The 14,927-nt window shown below is 69.4% G+C and carries 13 protein-coding genes; 7 read left to right on the top strand and 6 right to left on the bottom strand.

Annotation, left to right across the window (positions count from 1 at the left end; all coding sequences use genetic code 11):
• Window positions 1-74 precede the first annotated feature (74 nt).
• On the bottom strand, window positions 75-1,280 hold the full coding sequence (locus tag Acor_RS17330; protein ID WP_155337699.1) for an ROK family transcriptional regulator: 1,206 nt from the start codon (window positions 1,278-1,280) through the stop codon (window positions 75-77).
• 98 nt (window positions 1,281-1,378) lie between these two features.
• On the opposite strand from Acor_RS17330, the gene Acor_RS17335 reads away from it, so the two are divergent.
• From Acor_RS17335 to Acor_RS17345, 3 genes are all read left to right on the top strand, one after another.
• Entirely contained in the window at window positions 1,379-2,392 is a 1,014-nt protein-coding gene (locus tag Acor_RS17335) for a small ribosomal subunit Rsm22 family protein (RefSeq protein WP_155337700.1), read from the top strand.
• 66 nt (window positions 2,393-2,458) lie between these two features.
• On the top strand, window positions 2,459-4,141 hold the full coding sequence (locus tag Acor_RS17340; RefSeq protein ID WP_155337701.1) for a PHP domain-containing protein: 1,683 nt from the start codon (window positions 2,459-2,461) through the stop codon (window positions 4,139-4,141).
• Entirely contained in the window at window positions 4,138-4,680 is a 543-nt protein-coding gene (locus Acor_RS17345) for a hypothetical protein (RefSeq protein ID WP_155337702.1), read from the top strand. Before Acor_RS17340 ends, Acor_RS17345 begins: the two co-directional genes overlap by 4 nt.
• 118 nt (window positions 4,681-4,798) lie before the next feature.
• Here the strand turns inward: Acor_RS17345 and Acor_RS17350 are convergent, their stop codons facing one another.
• Window positions 4,799-6,808, bottom strand: a complete 2,010-nt coding sequence (locus tag Acor_RS17350; protein WP_170316973.1) for a WD40 repeat domain-containing serine/threonine protein kinase — start codon at window positions 6,806-6,808, stop codon at window positions 4,799-4,801.
• 151 nt (window positions 6,809-6,959) lie between these two features.
• Between Acor_RS17350 and Acor_RS17355 the strand changes: the two genes are divergently transcribed.
• The 4 genes from Acor_RS17355 to Acor_RS17370 all read left to right on the top strand — a co-directional run bounded on the left by Acor_RS17355 (window position 6,960) and on the right by Acor_RS17370 (window position 10,559).
• A complete protein-coding gene (locus Acor_RS17355) occupies window positions 6,960-7,838 on the top strand; it encodes a metallophosphoesterase family protein (RefSeq protein ID WP_155337704.1) in 879 nt (292 codons plus the stop codon).
• A 26-nt stretch (window positions 7,839-7,864) separates the two neighbouring features.
• Entirely contained in the window at window positions 7,865-8,635 is a 771-nt protein-coding gene (locus tag Acor_RS17360; RefSeq protein ID WP_155337705.1) for an AfsR/SARP family transcriptional regulator, read from the top strand.
• Between the two features lie 136 nt (window positions 8,636-8,771).
• Window positions 8,772-9,329, top strand: a complete 558-nt coding sequence (locus Acor_RS17365) for a hemerythrin domain-containing protein (protein ID WP_155337706.1) — start codon at window positions 8,772-8,774, stop codon at window positions 9,327-9,329.
• 48 nt (window positions 9,330-9,377) lie between these two features.
• Complete coding sequence (locus tag Acor_RS17370; RefSeq protein ID WP_155337707.1) at window positions 9,378-10,559, top strand: zinc-dependent alcohol dehydrogenase; 1,182 nt, start codon at window positions 9,378-9,380, stop codon at window positions 10,557-10,559.
• A 113-nt stretch (window positions 10,560-10,672) separates the two neighbouring features.
• Here Acor_RS17370 and Acor_RS17375 read toward each other — a convergent pair whose 3' ends face one another.
• Genes Acor_RS17375 through Acor_RS17390 form a run of 4 tightly spaced genes read right to left on the bottom strand, consistent with a single transcriptional unit; the run spans window position 10,673 to window position 14,859 of the window.
• Window positions 10,673-10,867, bottom strand: coding sequence for a hypothetical protein (locus tag Acor_RS17375; protein ID WP_155337708.1), 195 nt, complete (start codon window positions 10,865-10,867; stop codon window positions 10,673-10,675).
• Between the two features lie 6 nt (window positions 10,868-10,873).
• Window positions 10,874-11,692: a hypothetical protein gene (locus Acor_RS17380; RefSeq protein ID WP_155337709.1), complete on the bottom strand. Its 819-nt coding sequence runs from the start codon at window positions 11,690-11,692 to the stop codon at window positions 10,874-10,876.
• Window positions 11,693-11,707: 15 nt separating this feature from the next.
• A complete protein-coding gene (locus tag Acor_RS17385; protein WP_155337710.1) occupies window positions 11,708-13,840 on the bottom strand; it encodes a P-loop NTPase family protein in 2,133 nt (710 codons plus the stop codon).
• The gene (locus Acor_RS17390; protein WP_170316974.1) at window positions 13,837-14,859 is read right to left on the bottom strand and encodes an AfsR/SARP family transcriptional regulator; all 1,023 of its coding nucleotides are present in this window, start codon (window positions 14,857-14,859) and stop codon (window positions 13,837-13,839) included. Before Acor_RS17390 ends, Acor_RS17385 begins: the two co-directional genes overlap by 4 nt.
• Between the last annotated feature and the right edge of the window lie 68 nt (window positions 14,860-14,927).

Consider the following 14,927-nt stretch of genomic DNA (forward strand, 5'->3'; position numbering starts at 1 on the left):
CGCCCGTGAGGACTACCTACCGAAAAGGTGACAAGTTCCAACTGATCGTACAGAGGTTGAACGATCTTCGCAGGCTATGCGGATTCCAGCCGGGCGAGCACCTCCAGCGGGCTTGCGAGCAGCTCGGCGAAGGCCAGTTCGGCCGCGCCGGCCAGGGTTGAGTCGTATCCGAGGGCCGCCGTTCTGAGCTGCAGCTTCTCCCGGGAGATCATCAGCACGTTGGCCGCCACCCGGCTGTGCACCTGGGCCGCGGAACCCCGGTAGACCTCGCGCAACATGCCGCCGAAGATCACCATGCCGGGGTTGAAGAGGTTGACCAGATTGGCCACCCCGATGCCCAGCCAGTCGCCGATCCGGCGCAGCGCCTCGGCCGCCGCCTCGTCGCCGTTGGCCGCGGCGTCCACGACGGCCGAAATACCGTCACGGCCGACCAGCTCCGCGGACCGGCCGGCCATCTCCAGCAGGGCCTGCTCGCCGACCTCCGCCTCCAGGCAGCCGCGCGAACCGCACCCGCAGGGACGTCCCTCGTACGGGTTCACGATCATGTGGCCGACTTCGCAGCCGTAGCCGCCGTCGCCGTCCAGGAGTTTGCCGCCCACGATGATCCCGCCGCCGACGCCGACGTCCCCGTGCAGGTAGACCAGATTCTGCACGCCGGCGCCCACGCCCCTGACGTGTTCGGCCAGCGCGCCCAGGTGCGCCTCGTTGCCCACCGGCACCGGCAGGCCGAGCCCGAGCCGCTGGCCCAGTTCGGCGCCGAACGCCTGGTCGACCCAGCCCATGTTTGGGCCGAAGCGCACCATCCCGTCGCCGGGGCGGATCATGCCGCAGTAGGCCGCGCCGGCGCCCACGCACAGCCCGTCCGAGCGCCGGTACATCTCCCGGCCGAACTCGGCGAGCACGCCGACGACATCGTCGAGGTCGGCCCCGGCCCGCTGCCGGACCGTTTCGCGGCGGTCGAGGATCTTGCCGCCCAGGCCCACCCTGGCGGCGACCAGGCGGTCCACCCGGACGTCGAAGGCGAGCACGTAGACGCGGTCGGACTCGGCCCGCACGACCAGGGACGGGCGGCCGGCCCGGCCGGTCTCCCCGGGGAGTTCCTCGCGGACCAGGCCGGCGGCGGTGAGTTCGGCGGTCAGGCCCATGATCGTGCTGCGGTTCAGGCCCATCCGCTCGGCCAGCGCCGACCGGGAGAGCGGGCCCGCCACATGCACCTGCCGGAGCAGATCGCCGAGATTGTGGCGCCGGCTCTCCTCCTGTGACCACGCTGGTTTCGGCATCGCGACACCCCCTCACCGTTCTTTATCATCGACACGACCTTAGGAGGTCACCTACTGAACTGACGCATGGCCGTCCTGGACCTTGGAGCGACAACCTCATGACCGTCACGGCCGGGCTGCCGGGCGATCTCTATGACGCACTCGACGCGGCGCTCAGGAGATTCGCTCCCGCTGACATGGCGCGATCCGTACAGAATCTGATGCGGCAGTACCGGGAGGGCGGCGCTCCGGCGGATGTCATCCTCGATTCGGCCATCGATGTGGCGGCGTATGCCGGGTATCGGATGCCTGCCACGTTCGCGGCGGTGTCGGCGGCTTTGCGGCATACGGCGGAGTTGACGCCGGGGTTCGCGCCGCGGACGCAGGTGGATATCGGTGGCGGCACGGGGGCGTCCGTGTGGGCCGCGGCGCAGGTCTGGTCCTCGCTGGAGAGCGTGACGGTTCTGGAGCAGTCTCCCAAGGCCATCGCCATGGGGGAATGGCTGGCGAAACGGTCTGAGAGCGCGGTCGTGCGGTCGGGTGTGTGGAAGCGCGGAGTTATCCACAGCTCTGTGGATAAACCTCCGGCGGATCTGGTCACCATGTCGTACGTGCTGGGTGAGCTGCCGCCCGCCGTGCAGGAGAGCGTGGTCCGCTCGGTGGCCGCCGACGCCGAGATGATCGTGCTGGTCGAACCCGGCACGCCCGCCGGATACGCCAGAATCCTCGCCGCCCGACAGACCCTGATAAATCAGGGTCTGTCGCTGGTGGCGCCCTGTCCGCACGACCGCGCCTGCCCGATCCCGCGCGGGCGCGACTGGTGCCATTTCTCGGTACGGCTCAACCGCACCGCCCTGCACCGCCAGATCAAGGTCGGCGCCCTGAGCTTCGAGGACGAAAAGTTCTCCTACGTCGCCGCCGCCCGCCGGCCCTGGCCCCGCGCCGCCGGCCGCGTCCTGCGCCACCCCACCCTGCGCAAGGGCATGGTCACCATGCGCCTGTGCATGGCGGAACCCGGCATCACCGACGAGATCGTGTCCAAGCGGCAGGGCGAGCTCTACCAGCGGGCCCGCGACGTCTCCTGGGGAAACCAGTGGCCCCGATCAACGGACACGCTTCACTCAGCGGATTGATCTCTGTCATCGCGTGTTCTCCCCGGTGGCCCAGGGTCGGTCGGTACCGGACCGAACGGAGACATCATGGGCCACCACCATCATCACGATGACCAGCACGATCATGGGCACGATCACGCGGGCGACCTGTCCGTACCGGACCGGGAGCTGGAGCCCGGCGAGCTGAACCGGCGGTCGCTGATGCGCCGGGCGGGGCTGCTCGGCGCGGCGGCGATGGCCGCGGGAGCGGTCGCCACGCCGGCCGCCGCGGCCACCACGCGGCACCCCGGGCGGGAGCCGCGCCACGGCTACCAGTGGCTGGCGGGCGACCACCACATCCACACCCAGCACAGCAGCGACGGCTACTACCGGGTGGTCGACCATGTCCGGCACGCCAACGCGTACGGGCTGGACTGGATGGTCATCACTGACCACGGCGGTGTGGCGCACGCCAGGATCGGTGTGGAGAAGGTGAATCCGGACATCGTCCAGGCCCGCGAGGCGTTCGAGGATGTCCTGATTTTTCAGGGCTTGGAGTGGAACATTCCGGCGGCTGAGCACGCCACCGTCTTCGTGCACCCCGGCCGCAACGAGGTCGCGGTCCTGAAGGAGTTCGAGAACGCCTACGACGGCACGGTCAAGAACGCCGGCGACGGCACCCCGGCCAACGAGGCGCTGGCCGTGGCCGGGATCGCGTTCCTGGGCGAGCAGGTCCGCCGCCGCCGCATCCCCGACGCGCTGTTCTTCGCCAACCACCCGGCGCGACGCGGCGTCGACTCCCCGCACGAGATCCGCGCCTGGCGCGACTCCGACCCGAGCATCGCGGTCGGTTTCGAAGGCGCGCCCGGCCACCAGGCGGCCGGCATCAAGGCGCCGCTCGGTCCCGGCAGCGGGCGCGGCTTCTACAGCGGCAGCCCGAGCGCGGCCTCGTTCCCCGGCTACCCGGTCGAGAGCTACCGCACCTTCGGCGGCTTCGACTGGATGACCTCCACCGTCGGCGGCCTCTGGGACAGCCTGCTCGCTGAGGGCAAGCCCTGGTGGATCACCGCCAACTCCGACGCCCACCAGGTGTACGGCGACACCGCGCAGCGCGGCCCGAACAGCGACTTCGAGGCCAACGGGCGCTACAACGACCCCGTCTACGGCCAGCCCACCCAGGTCACCGCCGGCGACTTCTGGCCCGGCTTCTACAGCCGCACCAACGTCGGCGCCGAGGACTTCTCCTACGCGGCCGTCATGCGCGGCCTGCGCGCAGGCAGGGTCTGGGTCGACCACGGCAACCTGATCAAGGGCCTGGACGTGCGCGCCCGCGCCGCCGGGCACCGCTCGGAGCCCGGCATCACGCTGGGCGACACGCTGACCGTACGCAAGGGCACCCCGATCGAGCTCGTCATCGAGATCGACCTGGCCGCCGAGCCGAACTGGGCGCAGTTCGTGCCGGTGCTGGCCCGGGTGGACGTCATCCAGGGCGAGGTCACCGGCCCCGCCGCCAACCCCGACGTGTTCACCACCCCGGCCACGAAGGTGATCAAGTCCTTCGAGGTCACCCCGGGCGCGAAGGGCTCCATCCGGTTCGTGTACGGCCTCGGCCCGGTCGACCGGCCGATCTACCTGCGGGTGCGCGGCACCGACGGCAAGCGCTCCGAGGTGGGCCTGCTGGGCCCCGGCGTGGACCCGGCCGGGCCGAAGATGGACGTGCTCGGCGACGCCGACCCGTGGCTCGACCTGTGGTTCTACAGCAACCCGCTCTGGGTGCGGCCGCGCGGATGACCATCCTGGCAGTCGACGCCGGCAGCCCCGACGTCGCCTCGGCCGAGCACCTGATCCACGAAGTGGCGACGGTGCTCGGCCCGCCAGTCCTGGCCTGTACGCACTTCGTGCGGGTCGGCCGGCCCCACGTCGCGATCACCCTCGTGCTCGCCCCGGGAGAACTTCCGGCAGAGTACGGCGTCGCCTGGGGTTCCCACCGCAGTGGCCCTGAGGACCTGGCGGCCGGAGCCGGGCAGGCACTGGCCGAGTTCGAAGCGGGCGGCGGGCGTGCGGTCGTTTTCCCCGGCTCCCCCGGCCTGTCCGGCGTGCTCACGGTGGCCGAACTGCTCGAACGGTCGGCGATCGAGCAAGTGTCGGTGCTGGCCTCGCCGGACCCGGCCGAACCGGAGATCATGCTGGACACGCGGGGATACCTGCGGCCGGAACGGAAGACCGGCGTGCTGACGCTGGCGACGACGCCAGGACTGCTGCCGGACGGGTCGATCGGGCTGGTGCCGTTCGAGATCCTCGATCCACGGGCGTGCTGCGGCGGGCACTGATTCACCGGCTCGGGGAGCCGCGATCGGGGAGCCGCGATCGGGGAGCCGCGATCGCGGCTGCCACTTCGATCCGGTGAAATCACCCGGGGAGCCACTTCGATCCGGCGAATTCGCCGCGCTAGGCGAGACGCCAGAGTCTGATCGTTTCGTCCTTGCTGCCGGTGACGGCGACCGGGTGGCCGTCCAGTTCGGCGAACGCGACGCTCCAGACGCATTCGGTGTGGCCGGTGAGCGGGGGGCCAAGCGGTTCGCCGGTGGTCAGGTCCCAGGCTCGGGCGGTTTTGTCCTCGCTGCCGGTGAGGGCGACGGGTTTGCCGCCGATCTGGGTCAGGGCGACCGCCCAGACAAAGCTGGTGTGGCCGGTGAGGGGCTCGCCCAGCTGGGTTCCGGTGGAGAGGTCCCAGATTCGGGCGGTGTTGTCCTCGCCGCCGGTGAGGGCGATGGGCTTGCCGTCGAGTTCGCCCACCGCGACCGAGCGTACCCAGCCTTGATGTCCGGTTATCGGGGCGCCGATCTGCCGGGCGGTGCGGAGGTTCCAGACGCGGATCGTGCTGTCGTCGCCGGTGGTGACCGCGACCGGGATGTCGTCGAGGCGGGTCAGGGCGACGGCCCAGACGGTGCCGGTGTGGCCGGTGAGCTCGGCGATCTGTTCGCGGGTGCGGAGGTTCCAGATTCTGGCGGTCTCGTCGACGCCGGCGGTGACGGCGATGGGGGTGCCGTCCAGGTCCCCGAGGGCGACGGCTTTGACGCCGCCCTGGTTCGCGTCGATGGGCGGGCCGCTGCGCTTGTGGGTGTCGAGGTTCCAGATCACGGCGGAGCCGTCGTCGCTGCCGGTCAGGGCGATCGGGGCGTTGTCGAGGGTGCCGATCGCGACTGAGCGCACCCATTTGGTGTGGCCGGTGAGGGTGGGCGGCAGTTCGGTGCCGTTGGCCAGGTCGACGACGCGGGCGGTGTTGTCGTCGGAGCCGGTCACGGAGATGGGGGTGTCGCCGAGGCGGCCGATCGCGATGGTGCGGACGTCGTCGGTGTGGACGCTGATCGGGGGGCCGACGGGGGCGCCGAAGGGCACAAGGGTTGTGCTGGTTTGTGGAGTTGTCGTGCCGGCTCTCGGGGTTGATGTGGTGGCTTGGGTGGGGTCTGCGGGGTCGTTCTGGGGCCACAGGATGTAGGCCGTCAGCACCGCCGCCGCGGCCACGAGAGCGGCGGTTCCCAGCAGGACCGGCCGCCTGGACCTCTTCGAGGGAGGGAGCTGCTCTGTGGGCTGCGCCGTGGACTGCTCGGTGCGCTGCTCGGTGGGAGGGAGGTGCGCCGTGGGAGGGAGGGGGAGGTCGGGTGCGGGGGTGCGTGCCGGGGCGTCGTCGCCGGTCAGGGTTCGGACGAGGTCGGCGGCGGTGGGCCGGTTCCCGGGCTCTTTGTCGAGACATTTCGCGATAAGGGGGCGTAAATTGTCGGGGACACCGGAGAGGTCGGGCGTGCCGTACAGGAGGGCATGCAGGACCACCGGGACCGAGTCGCCGCGGAACGCGACCTGGCCGGTCGCCGCGTACACCATCGTGGCGCCCCAGCTGAAGACGTCGGCGGCCGGGCCGACCTGTCCGGAGGCGACCTGTTCCGGTGCCATGTAGCCGGGCGTGCCCATCGAGCCGGTGTGGGTGACGGTGTGGTCGAGCGCCCGGGAGATGCCGAAATCGATGACCACCGGGCCTTCCGGGCCCATGATGACGTTGCCCGGCTTGAAGTCCCGGTGCACGACTCCCGCCCGGTGGATCGCGGCCAGCGCGGTCGCGGTGGCCACGGCGAGCCGGGCCAGGCCGCCGCCGGTCCGCGGGCCCTCCTGCCGCACGACGTGGTGCAGTGAAGCGCCCGGCACGAATTCGCTCACAATGTACGGCTGATTGTCCTGGACGCCCACGTCCAGCACCCGGGCCGTACAGAAAGGCGCCACCCGGCGGGCCAGCTCCACTTCCCGGAAGAATCGGCGGCGCGCGCCGTCGTCGTCGGAAAGCGTGGCGTGCAATAACTTGACCGCGACCTCGGCCCCCGCCGGTGTGACCGCGCGATGAACCTCGCCCTGGCCACCCTGCCCGATGCGGCTGACCAGCCGATAGTCACCCACGGCACTCGGCAAGGGCCACCTCTTCATGAATCCGGTCAATCGGCCCGCCCAATGATACGCACCGCCCATTACGCATTCGTCAGACGCCGACTCGGCAATTCATCTCCGGTTGGCGCGGAATTCCCGGCCCGTTAATCGAGGGCCAGTCCTAGACTTGGCTGCGATGAAGATCGCATTTTTTGGAGATGTTCATGGGTATGTGCTGCACGCGCTCGGTGCGGCGGTCATGCTCCGGCATCGGCGCGGGATCAAGCTCGATGCCTTGATTCAGGTCGGTGACCTGGGCGCGTTTCCCTCTCCCGAGCGCTGGGACGAACCCAGCCGCCGTTTCGCCGCGGACAGCCCTGCCCAGGGTGACTTCTTCCGGCTGCTGGACCCCGCGCCCCGGCTCGCCGAAGGGGTGCGGCTCGCGCTCGAAGAAGTGCCTGCGTTTCTGTTCGTCAGTGGCAATCATGAAGATCATGACTGGTTGGCCACCCTGCATGGGGAGGCCGCCGTGACGCCGGTCGACCCGCTCGGCGCATACCGGCACGTCGCCTGTGGGCAGGTCGTAGACGTCGCCGGGCAGCGGGTGGGCTTTCTCGGTCTGGCCGACATGCCGGGCAGGCTGGACTTCGACCCCGACGCCTACGCGCAGTTCCGCGCCGCCGTCCCGGGCAGCGTGGACATCCTGATCACGCACGATGGCCCGCATGGGATGTCCCGCAACGTCCACGGCGTGACGCAGGGGTCCGCCAAGTTGACCGCTCTCATCGAGCATTTGCAGCCTCGCCTGCACGTCAGCGGCCATTATCACCATGAGAGCGGCCCCCGGCAGTATGGCCGGACCCGCTCGTACGCTCTCGCCCAGCTGGTCCCCCCAAAGATCACCAGGTGGAGTCCCGAGCCGGTCAATCCCGGCCAGAGCGTAGCCGCCGGCGGCGTCGCCCTTCTCGACACCGACACGGACACGTTCGAGTACATCGGTGACCCCTGGCTGGCCGAGGTCAGCGGCGACGATCTCGACCTGGCCGCGCTGGTGACCGCCGCGCGCGCGTCCTGATCTCTGATGGAACGGCGTGGAACCGGTTGGAACGCCACCCTTTGTGTGTCCTGTGGGTGGGCTGGGATTGCGGCTGCGACTGGTCGGCGGGTTCGCCGTACCGGGACGGACTCCAGCTGCCCGCCACGAAGATCGGCAGCCTTAAGGCCCGCACCCTGCTGGCGTTGCTGGCGGTGCGGCGGGGGCGTCTGGTCTCGGTCGATCGGATCATCGAGGTGGTGTGGGACGGCGAAGCGCCCCGGCAGGCCGCCGAGAACGTGGCCACCCTGGTCAGCCGGCTGCGTTCCAGGCTCGGCGCCGAGGTGATCAGCGGTGCCCGGAGCAGTGGTTACCGGCTCGGAGACGCGGTGCGGGTCGATCTTCACGACGCCGCCGGGTGCGTGGGGGACGCGGAGGCGTACCTGTCCAGCGGGCAGTTGGCGTCCGCGGTGGCGGCAGCCGTACACGCGCTGGCTCTGCTCGATGGCGCCGTGGCGCTGGATTCGGCCTGGGCCCAGCCGGCGCACGCGCTGCACGCCCAGCTGCTCAGGCAGGCGCGGCACGCGCGGGCCGAGGCGGCGCTGCGGGTGGGGGACGCGGCCACCGCCGCCGCGACGGCGGAAGCGGCCGTGCGGACCGATCCGCTCGACGAGGCGGCCTACCGGTCGCTGATGGTCGCCTATCACCTGCTCCGGCAGCCGGCCAGGGCGCTGACGGCCTACCAGCGCCTGCGCGCCACGCTCGCCAGCGAACTCGGCGCGCTCCCCTCGTCCAGGACCCGGGATCTGCACAACGCGATTTCGCGCGACAGTTCTTAGCCCCAAGCTCGCCCCAACAAACGATGCGTTCTCTCCCATCGGCACGCCAATTCGGGCGTACGGGCTATGCCATCCCGGTTCAATCCGACTTTCATGGGCATGCGTGACGTTTAACTACGAAACAGGAAGAAGACTCATGAAAGACACCGACATGGATGTCATCACGTTCCTGACCCGCCAGCACGCCGAGATCCGCCAGCTCATGGACGAGGTCGTCACCAGCAAGGGCGCCGCCCAGCAGGACGTGTTCCACCACCTCGTCCGCCTGCTCGCCATCCACGAGACCGCCGAAGAGGAACTCGTCCACCCGTACGTCCGCAAGACCATCGCCGGCGGCGAGCGGATCGTGGACCAGCGGCTCCAGGAGGAGAACTCCGCGAAGGAGCTGCTGATCCAGCTCGACGAGATGGGCACAGAAAACCCGGACTTCCTCAAGTACTTCGACGAGCTCCGCACCGACGTGCTCGCCCACGCCGAAGCCGAGGAGAAGTACGAGTTCGCCAAGCTGCGCGAGAAGGCCACCGGCCCGCAACTGCGCGCGATGACGGCAGGCGTCAAGGCCGCCGAGGCGCTGGCTCCGACCCGCCCGCACCCCGGCGTCGAATCCGCCACCAAGCACATGCTGCTGGGACCCCCGGCGGCCATCATGGACCGCGCCCGCGACGCGATCCGCGCCGCCATGGGCAAAGACTGACCGGCCCGCCTGAGCCCGCCGCCCTTCCGCACGCTCCGAGGAGGAGACATGAAAGCGCTCACCTGGCACGGAAAACGCGACGTCCGAATCGACGAGGTCCCCGACCCGGCGATCAAGGAGCCGAACGACGCGATCATCAACGTGACCTCCAGCGGCATCTGCGGCTCAGACCTGCACATGTACGAGGTGCTCGGCCCGTTCATGGCGGAAGGCGACATCCTCGGTCACGAGGCCATGGGCATCGTGACCGACGTCGGCTCCGACATCACCAACCTCAAACCCGGCGACCGGGTGGTCATCCCGTTCAACATCTCCTGCGGCCACTGCTTCATGTGCGGCCAGCACCTGTACGCCCAGTGCGAGACCACCCAGAGCCCCGAATACGGCACCGGCGCCGCCCTGTTCGGCTTCACCAAGCTCTACGGCCAGGTCCCCGGCGGCCAGGCCGAATACCTGCGCGTCCCGCAGGCCCAGTTCGGCCCGATCAAGGTCCCCGCCGGTCCCGCGGACGAGCGCTATCTCTACCTTTCCGACGTCCTGCCCACCGCCTGGCAGGCCGTCCAGTACGCCGACATCCCCGCCGGAGGCAGCGTCACCGTCCTCGGCCTCGGCCCGATCGGCCAGATGTCGTGCCGGATCGCCCGCCACCTCGGCTACCGCGTCATCGCCGTCGACGACCTCATCGAACGCCTCGCCATGGCCCGCCGCCACGGCGCGGAAACCGTCGACACCATCGAAACCGACAACGTCCCCGCCGCGATCCGCGAACTCACCAACGGCCGCGGCACCGACGCGGTCATCGACGCGGTCGGCATGGAAGCCCACGGCTCCCCCGCCGCCAAGTTCGCCCAATCCCTGACCGGCCTGCTCCCCGACAAACTCGCCGCCACCCTGATGACCAACGCCGGCGTCGACCGCCTCGCCGCCCTGACCATGGCCATCGACCTCGTCCGCCGCGGCGGCGCCATCTCCATCGCCGGCCTCTACGCCGGCGCCGCCGACCCACTCCCCATGTTCCGCATGTTCGACAAGGCCATCACCCTCCGCATGGGCCAGGCCAACGTCAAACGCTGGACCGACGCCCTCCTCCCCCTCGTCAACGACGAAACCGACCCTCTAGGCGTAATGGACCTAACCACCCACCGCCTCCCCCTCGACCAGGCCCCCCACGGCTACGAAATGTTCCAAAAGAAACAAGACGGCGCCATCAAGATCCTTCTCAGGCCGTGATTCGGGTGGCGATCGGGTTCCACAGCGCCGGGCTGGCTCGCCCGGAGCAGGTCGTCGATCACTTTGGCCTGCTGCTGGACGACGGTCGGGTCGGCCCCTGACACGACACCGGTTCAGTAGCCCATCAGCAGAGCCGCCACGAGAACGATCCCGACAAGAGTGGTGACCGCGAGTGCCCGGAGAGCCGGGGCGCGGCGGCGCAACGCGGGCAGGTGATCGGCGACGAGGCTCGCGCCACAGTCCGGGCACTGCGCCCATTCACGGGCGGCCGAGCCGCACTGCCCGCACAACCATCCCGGGATGGCCATCTCGGCTCAACCCCTTCCTCGTCCGTTCTGAGGCGGTACGTCGTCCGGGCCGAACATCGATCCACGGGCCGATTCGGGGACGGGGAGTCCCAGCATTTCCAGCGTCCTGCGCAGGACCGTGTCGCTGCCCTGGACGAAGTCGAAGACGTTGGCGGCCTGCTGCGCGTCCACCAGCCGGTTGATCCGCTCAAGGAGTTCCTGCGCCGCCTTGTGCCGGTCGGCCAGCATCGCGTCCGTGACCTTGGCGAGGTTTTCGTGACCCGCCAGCCGGACCGCGTACGGCGTGATCCAGTCCTCCATTCCATCCGACAGGAACTGCCGCCAGTGGGTGCGCAGTTCGATCAGCGTGCCGATCTCCCGGACCGCCGATTCGTGCCCGGCCTCACGCTCCAGCCGCTGCTGCCAGACCTGCTGCAACTGCTGAACCACCGCCTGCGGCGGAACGACCCTGGTCACCGCGGTGCACTCCAGGTGAATGCCGTTCTCGACCACCCGGACGCCGTGCAGCCTGGCGTTGACCGCCGCCTCGGCCTCCTCGGGACGGTACGGCTTGAAGCCGCGCGCGATCTGCCGGACGGTGTCGTTCACGAACCAGCGGAACCGCTCCCGGCTCCGGTCGATCTCGGCGTTCAGCGCGAGCAGGGAGCAGTGGCCGGTCCCCGTCCACTGGAGCCGGACCACCACATCGAACTGGTAGGCGTCGTCCTTCGTCGGCGCCGGGAACAGGAACGGCTGGTCGATCACGTGGGTGTACATCCGCTGGGCCGGCGCTGACCGGAACCACGAGCGGAAACCGCTTCTCAGTGGGGGGCGGGTCTTGGTCATCGAGGGTTCCTCCGATCAGAGGTAGGCGAGGAGGTTGTCGAACGTCTGGGTGGATCCGGCCTGGCTGCGCCACCACTTCAGGTAGAAGAACAGGCGTTCGCGCAGCCAGGGTTCTGACCCGAGCCGGTTGAGCAGGTGACCGACCGGAGCCACCAGCGACGGCTCCAGCTCGACCTGCCGGACCCAGCGCGCGAGCGCCGACCAGGCCCGGCCCTTCTTGTCGGCCAGCGCGTTGCGCCACAGGTCGATGATCTGGGTGCGGACGGCCCGGTCGCCCGCCGCGAGCATCCCGAGCAGCAACAGCTGGTCCGGCTCCCGGTCGGGCGCGATCACGGCGAGCCGCCGCATCGCTTCGACGGCGACCGTCCGCACGCCGTCGTTCTCGGACCGAGCCCACTGGGCGAGTTCGCCGACGATCTCGCGATGCAGCCCGCCCCGCGAGAGTTCGGCCATCGCGCGCGCCACCTCCGCCCGCAGGTCGGCCCGGGTCGAGGGCGCGATCCGCCGCAGCCCGATCAGCGTGTCACCGACGTATCGCAGGCCGAGCGAGGTGGCGTAGGCCCGGACGGCCACCGAGCGCTGGGCCAGGGTGCCGCGCGCCCACGCGTTCAGGAGCATCCGTACGCGTTCGGTGCAGCGCGGTTCCTGCGCTGCGGTCTCCAGCGCCCAGGCCGCCAGGCGGTGCGCGCCGATCCGGTACGAACTCACCCACGGACGGAAGAAATGGCTCTCGATCGCCGAGTAGTCGTAGGTCGCGAGCTTGCCGATGGCCTGCGCGGCGGCCATCCGGATCTCGGGGTTCCGGTCCTGGGTGAGCCGCTCCAGCCAGGTGGTGAGCGGCGTGCGCAGGGTCGGATGGTTGTGCCAGGCCACGTCCAGGAGCATCGGGATCAGGGCCGGAACCCTCATCCGGATGCGCCGTTCTGTGCCGTCACGCTGGTGATCGTTCTCGGCTTCGGCGTAGTCGAGCCATCCGGTCAACGTCTCGTCGAAGGCCGACCAGGTGGATTGGGGGGCGTCCGAACCATCACGGACGGCTTCGACGTCGTCGGCCAGGGCCAGCGCGGCCGTGGTGATGGTGACCATCGGCTTGCCGTCCAGGACGGCGAGAGCCAGGAGGAAACTGAGGCGGTAGAGGCGTGCCTTCGCCTCCTTGGCTGCTTCCCATGGCGTTCCGGGAGCATTGGTCCCCTGGTCGGGGGCCAGCAGTTTCTCGGCCTGACCGCGGAGCCGCCAGGGGCGTTCGGCGCAGACCTCCGCGATGACCTCGTCGGGGGCTCGTCCGTGCCGGACGCGCGAGAGGATCAGCGCGGCGAGCGCCTGCGCGTCCGAGGGCCGCGTGACGGTGTTCAGTTCCTCGCGCATCCGGACGTGGCCGGCCCAGTGGCGGGCCTGCGTCTCGGCGAGTTCGATGCCCCGGTCGCGGAGGCCGAAGGCCAGGCATCGCTCGAACACGTGCGGCGCGGGCGGCGGGACGTGGATGGCGAACTGGGTGCGCTGGCCGGGGGTGAGAAGCGCCCGCTCGTCCAGCAGCACCACGAACGTGGAGTTCGTCTGGGTGGCGAGGTGGACCAGGTGCTGGAAGACCACCTGGGTCTTGCCGCGGGTCCAGTCGGCGTCGCCGGGGTTCAGCAGATAGCCGGTCATCGGCTTGAGGTCGGAGGGACGCAGGCGGCGCGGGTCGGCTCCGTCCAGGATGGCGACCTGGGCGTCGGTTCCGAAACGGGTGAGGGCGGCCAGGGCCACTGTGGTCCGGCCCGTGCCGGGAGGTCCGATCAGGGCTTGGACTCGTCCGGGTCTGGTGGCGTCGAGCAGGGTCGACAGGGCCTCGGTGGAGACGATGTATCGCCGGGTGAGACGTGTGAGTTCGTCCTGGTTCAGCGGTATCGGTGCTGGTCGCTCATCCGGTGGTCCGCCGAAGTGGATGTCGCCGTCGGCGTGGTAGATCCGGCCGTTCCCTGGGCCGTTGAGCTGGGTCTTGATGGCGGTTCCGTCGCCGAAGGCGGCTGCTCCGATCGAGGCCGGATACAGGCGAGACAGTCCCTCCTGCCGGAGCATCCGTTCCCGGTTCTCCAGGGCCAGTTGATCGTCCGGCTGCGCGATCTCGTCGTCCTCGGCTTCGAGACGGTGCGGGTCCTCCTCGCTCATGTCTCGTCCTCGGGGTTATCCGCGATCTTCATGTCGCCGTCGCTGTGGAAGATCCGGGCGTTGGTTCCGGACACGTTCCACTGGGCCCCGATGGCGAGCCCGTGCGGGCCGGTGGCGAGCGCGCCGACCTTGTCGATCTTCGGGTGAATCTCCTCGCGCACGGTTTCGGTGATCGGCTGCTGTTCGTCGTCGTTCATCAAGGGCTCCTTGGATTGGTTGACCAGGGTCGTCACGGAGAGCGGCGGCAGGTCGATGCTCGGGTCCCGGGCTTTGATCCGCAGGTGCAGCTCTTCGAGACGGGGAGACGCCGCCACTCCCCGTTCGGCTTGGATCCGGTCGCTGATGCGCTCGAATACACGGACGGCTTCGCTGGAACGACCGGCTCGATAGAGCGAAACCATGAGCAGTTCCGCGATCTTCTCGTCGGGCTCGGGATCGCTGGACAGCTTCTTCAGCATGGGGAGCAGTTCGCGGAACTGCGCCAGCTTGATCTTGGCTTCTATCCAGGCGAGCAGCGCGTTCTGATAGCTCATCTGGAGTTCGCCGCGATACCCCTCCGCCCAGAGGCCCGGCAGGCCGGTGAGAGGCTCACCGCCACGGAGACCTTGCGGGATGTCGCCCCACTCCTTCAGCGCCGCTTCGGAAAGCCTGACGAATTCGGCGTCGTCACCGGCTGCCCGTGTTTGTTTGAGCGCATCCTGGAACCGATGGACATCCACATCGAGACCGTCGACCGACAGGCGATATCCGGCCCGCACGTGGTTGTCCGGTATCAATGTGTCGATTGACGGATCTACGGCCTTCAGCTTCGAGCGCAGCCTGTCGATATTCGAGTGGGCATACTTGACCGGGTCGTAGGGATCGCTTTCAGCGGCGACCTGTTCGGCCAGTCTCTGCGCGGAGAGCGGATCGCCCCGCCGCTCTACCAGGCAGGCCAGCACCAATTGCAGCTTGGGCGTCAGGTCGACCGGTGTGCCGCGGACGCGCACCTTGACGCGTCCCAGCAGCTCGATCTCCAAGAGCGCTCCTCCGTCGGACCGTGTCACGTCACTCCTTCATCCGAGTCGTGCGAGGTCGTGCGAGGTAA

Origin of the sequence: Acrocarpospora corrugata, from assembly GCF_009687845.1 — a bacterium.
In the GTDB taxonomy this organism is placed as follows: domain Bacteria; phylum Actinomycetota; class Actinomycetes; order Streptosporangiales; family Streptosporangiaceae; genus Acrocarpospora; species Acrocarpospora corrugata.

Coding starts and splice junctions, on each gene's coding strand:
- Acor_RS17370 (WP_155337707.1), top strand. CDS start 9,378: ATGAAAGCGCTCACCTGGCACGGAAAACGCGACGTCCGAATCGACGAG.
- Acor_RS17365 (WP_155337706.1), top strand. CDS start 8,772: ATGAAAGACACCGACATGGATGTCATCACGTTCCTGACCCGCCAGCAC.
- Acor_RS17385 (WP_155337710.1), bottom strand. CDS start 13,840: ATGAGCGAGGAGGACCCGCACCGTCTCGAAGCCGAGGACGACGAGATC.
- Acor_RS17375 (WP_155337708.1), bottom strand. CDS start 10,867: ATGGCCATCCCGGGATGGTTGTGCGGGCAGTGCGGCTCGGCCGCCCGT.
- Acor_RS17355 (WP_155337704.1), top strand. CDS start 6,960: ATGAAGATCGCATTTTTTGGAGATGTTCATGGGTATGTGCTGCACGCG.
- Acor_RS17380 (WP_155337709.1), bottom strand. CDS start 11,692: ATGACCAAGACCCGCCCCCCACTGAGAAGCGGTTTCCGCTCGTGGTTC.
- Acor_RS17330 (WP_155337699.1), bottom strand. CDS start 1,280: ATGCCGAAACCAGCGTGGTCACAGGAGGAGAGCCGGCGCCACAATCTC.
- Acor_RS17340 (WP_155337701.1), top strand. CDS start 2,459: ATGGGCCACCACCATCATCACGATGACCAGCACGATCATGGGCACGAT.
- Acor_RS17335 (WP_155337700.1), top strand. CDS start 1,379: ATGACCGTCACGGCCGGGCTGCCGGGCGATCTCTATGACGCACTCGAC.
- Acor_RS17345 (WP_155337702.1), top strand. CDS start 4,138: ATGACCATCCTGGCAGTCGACGCCGGCAGCCCCGACGTCGCCTCGGCC.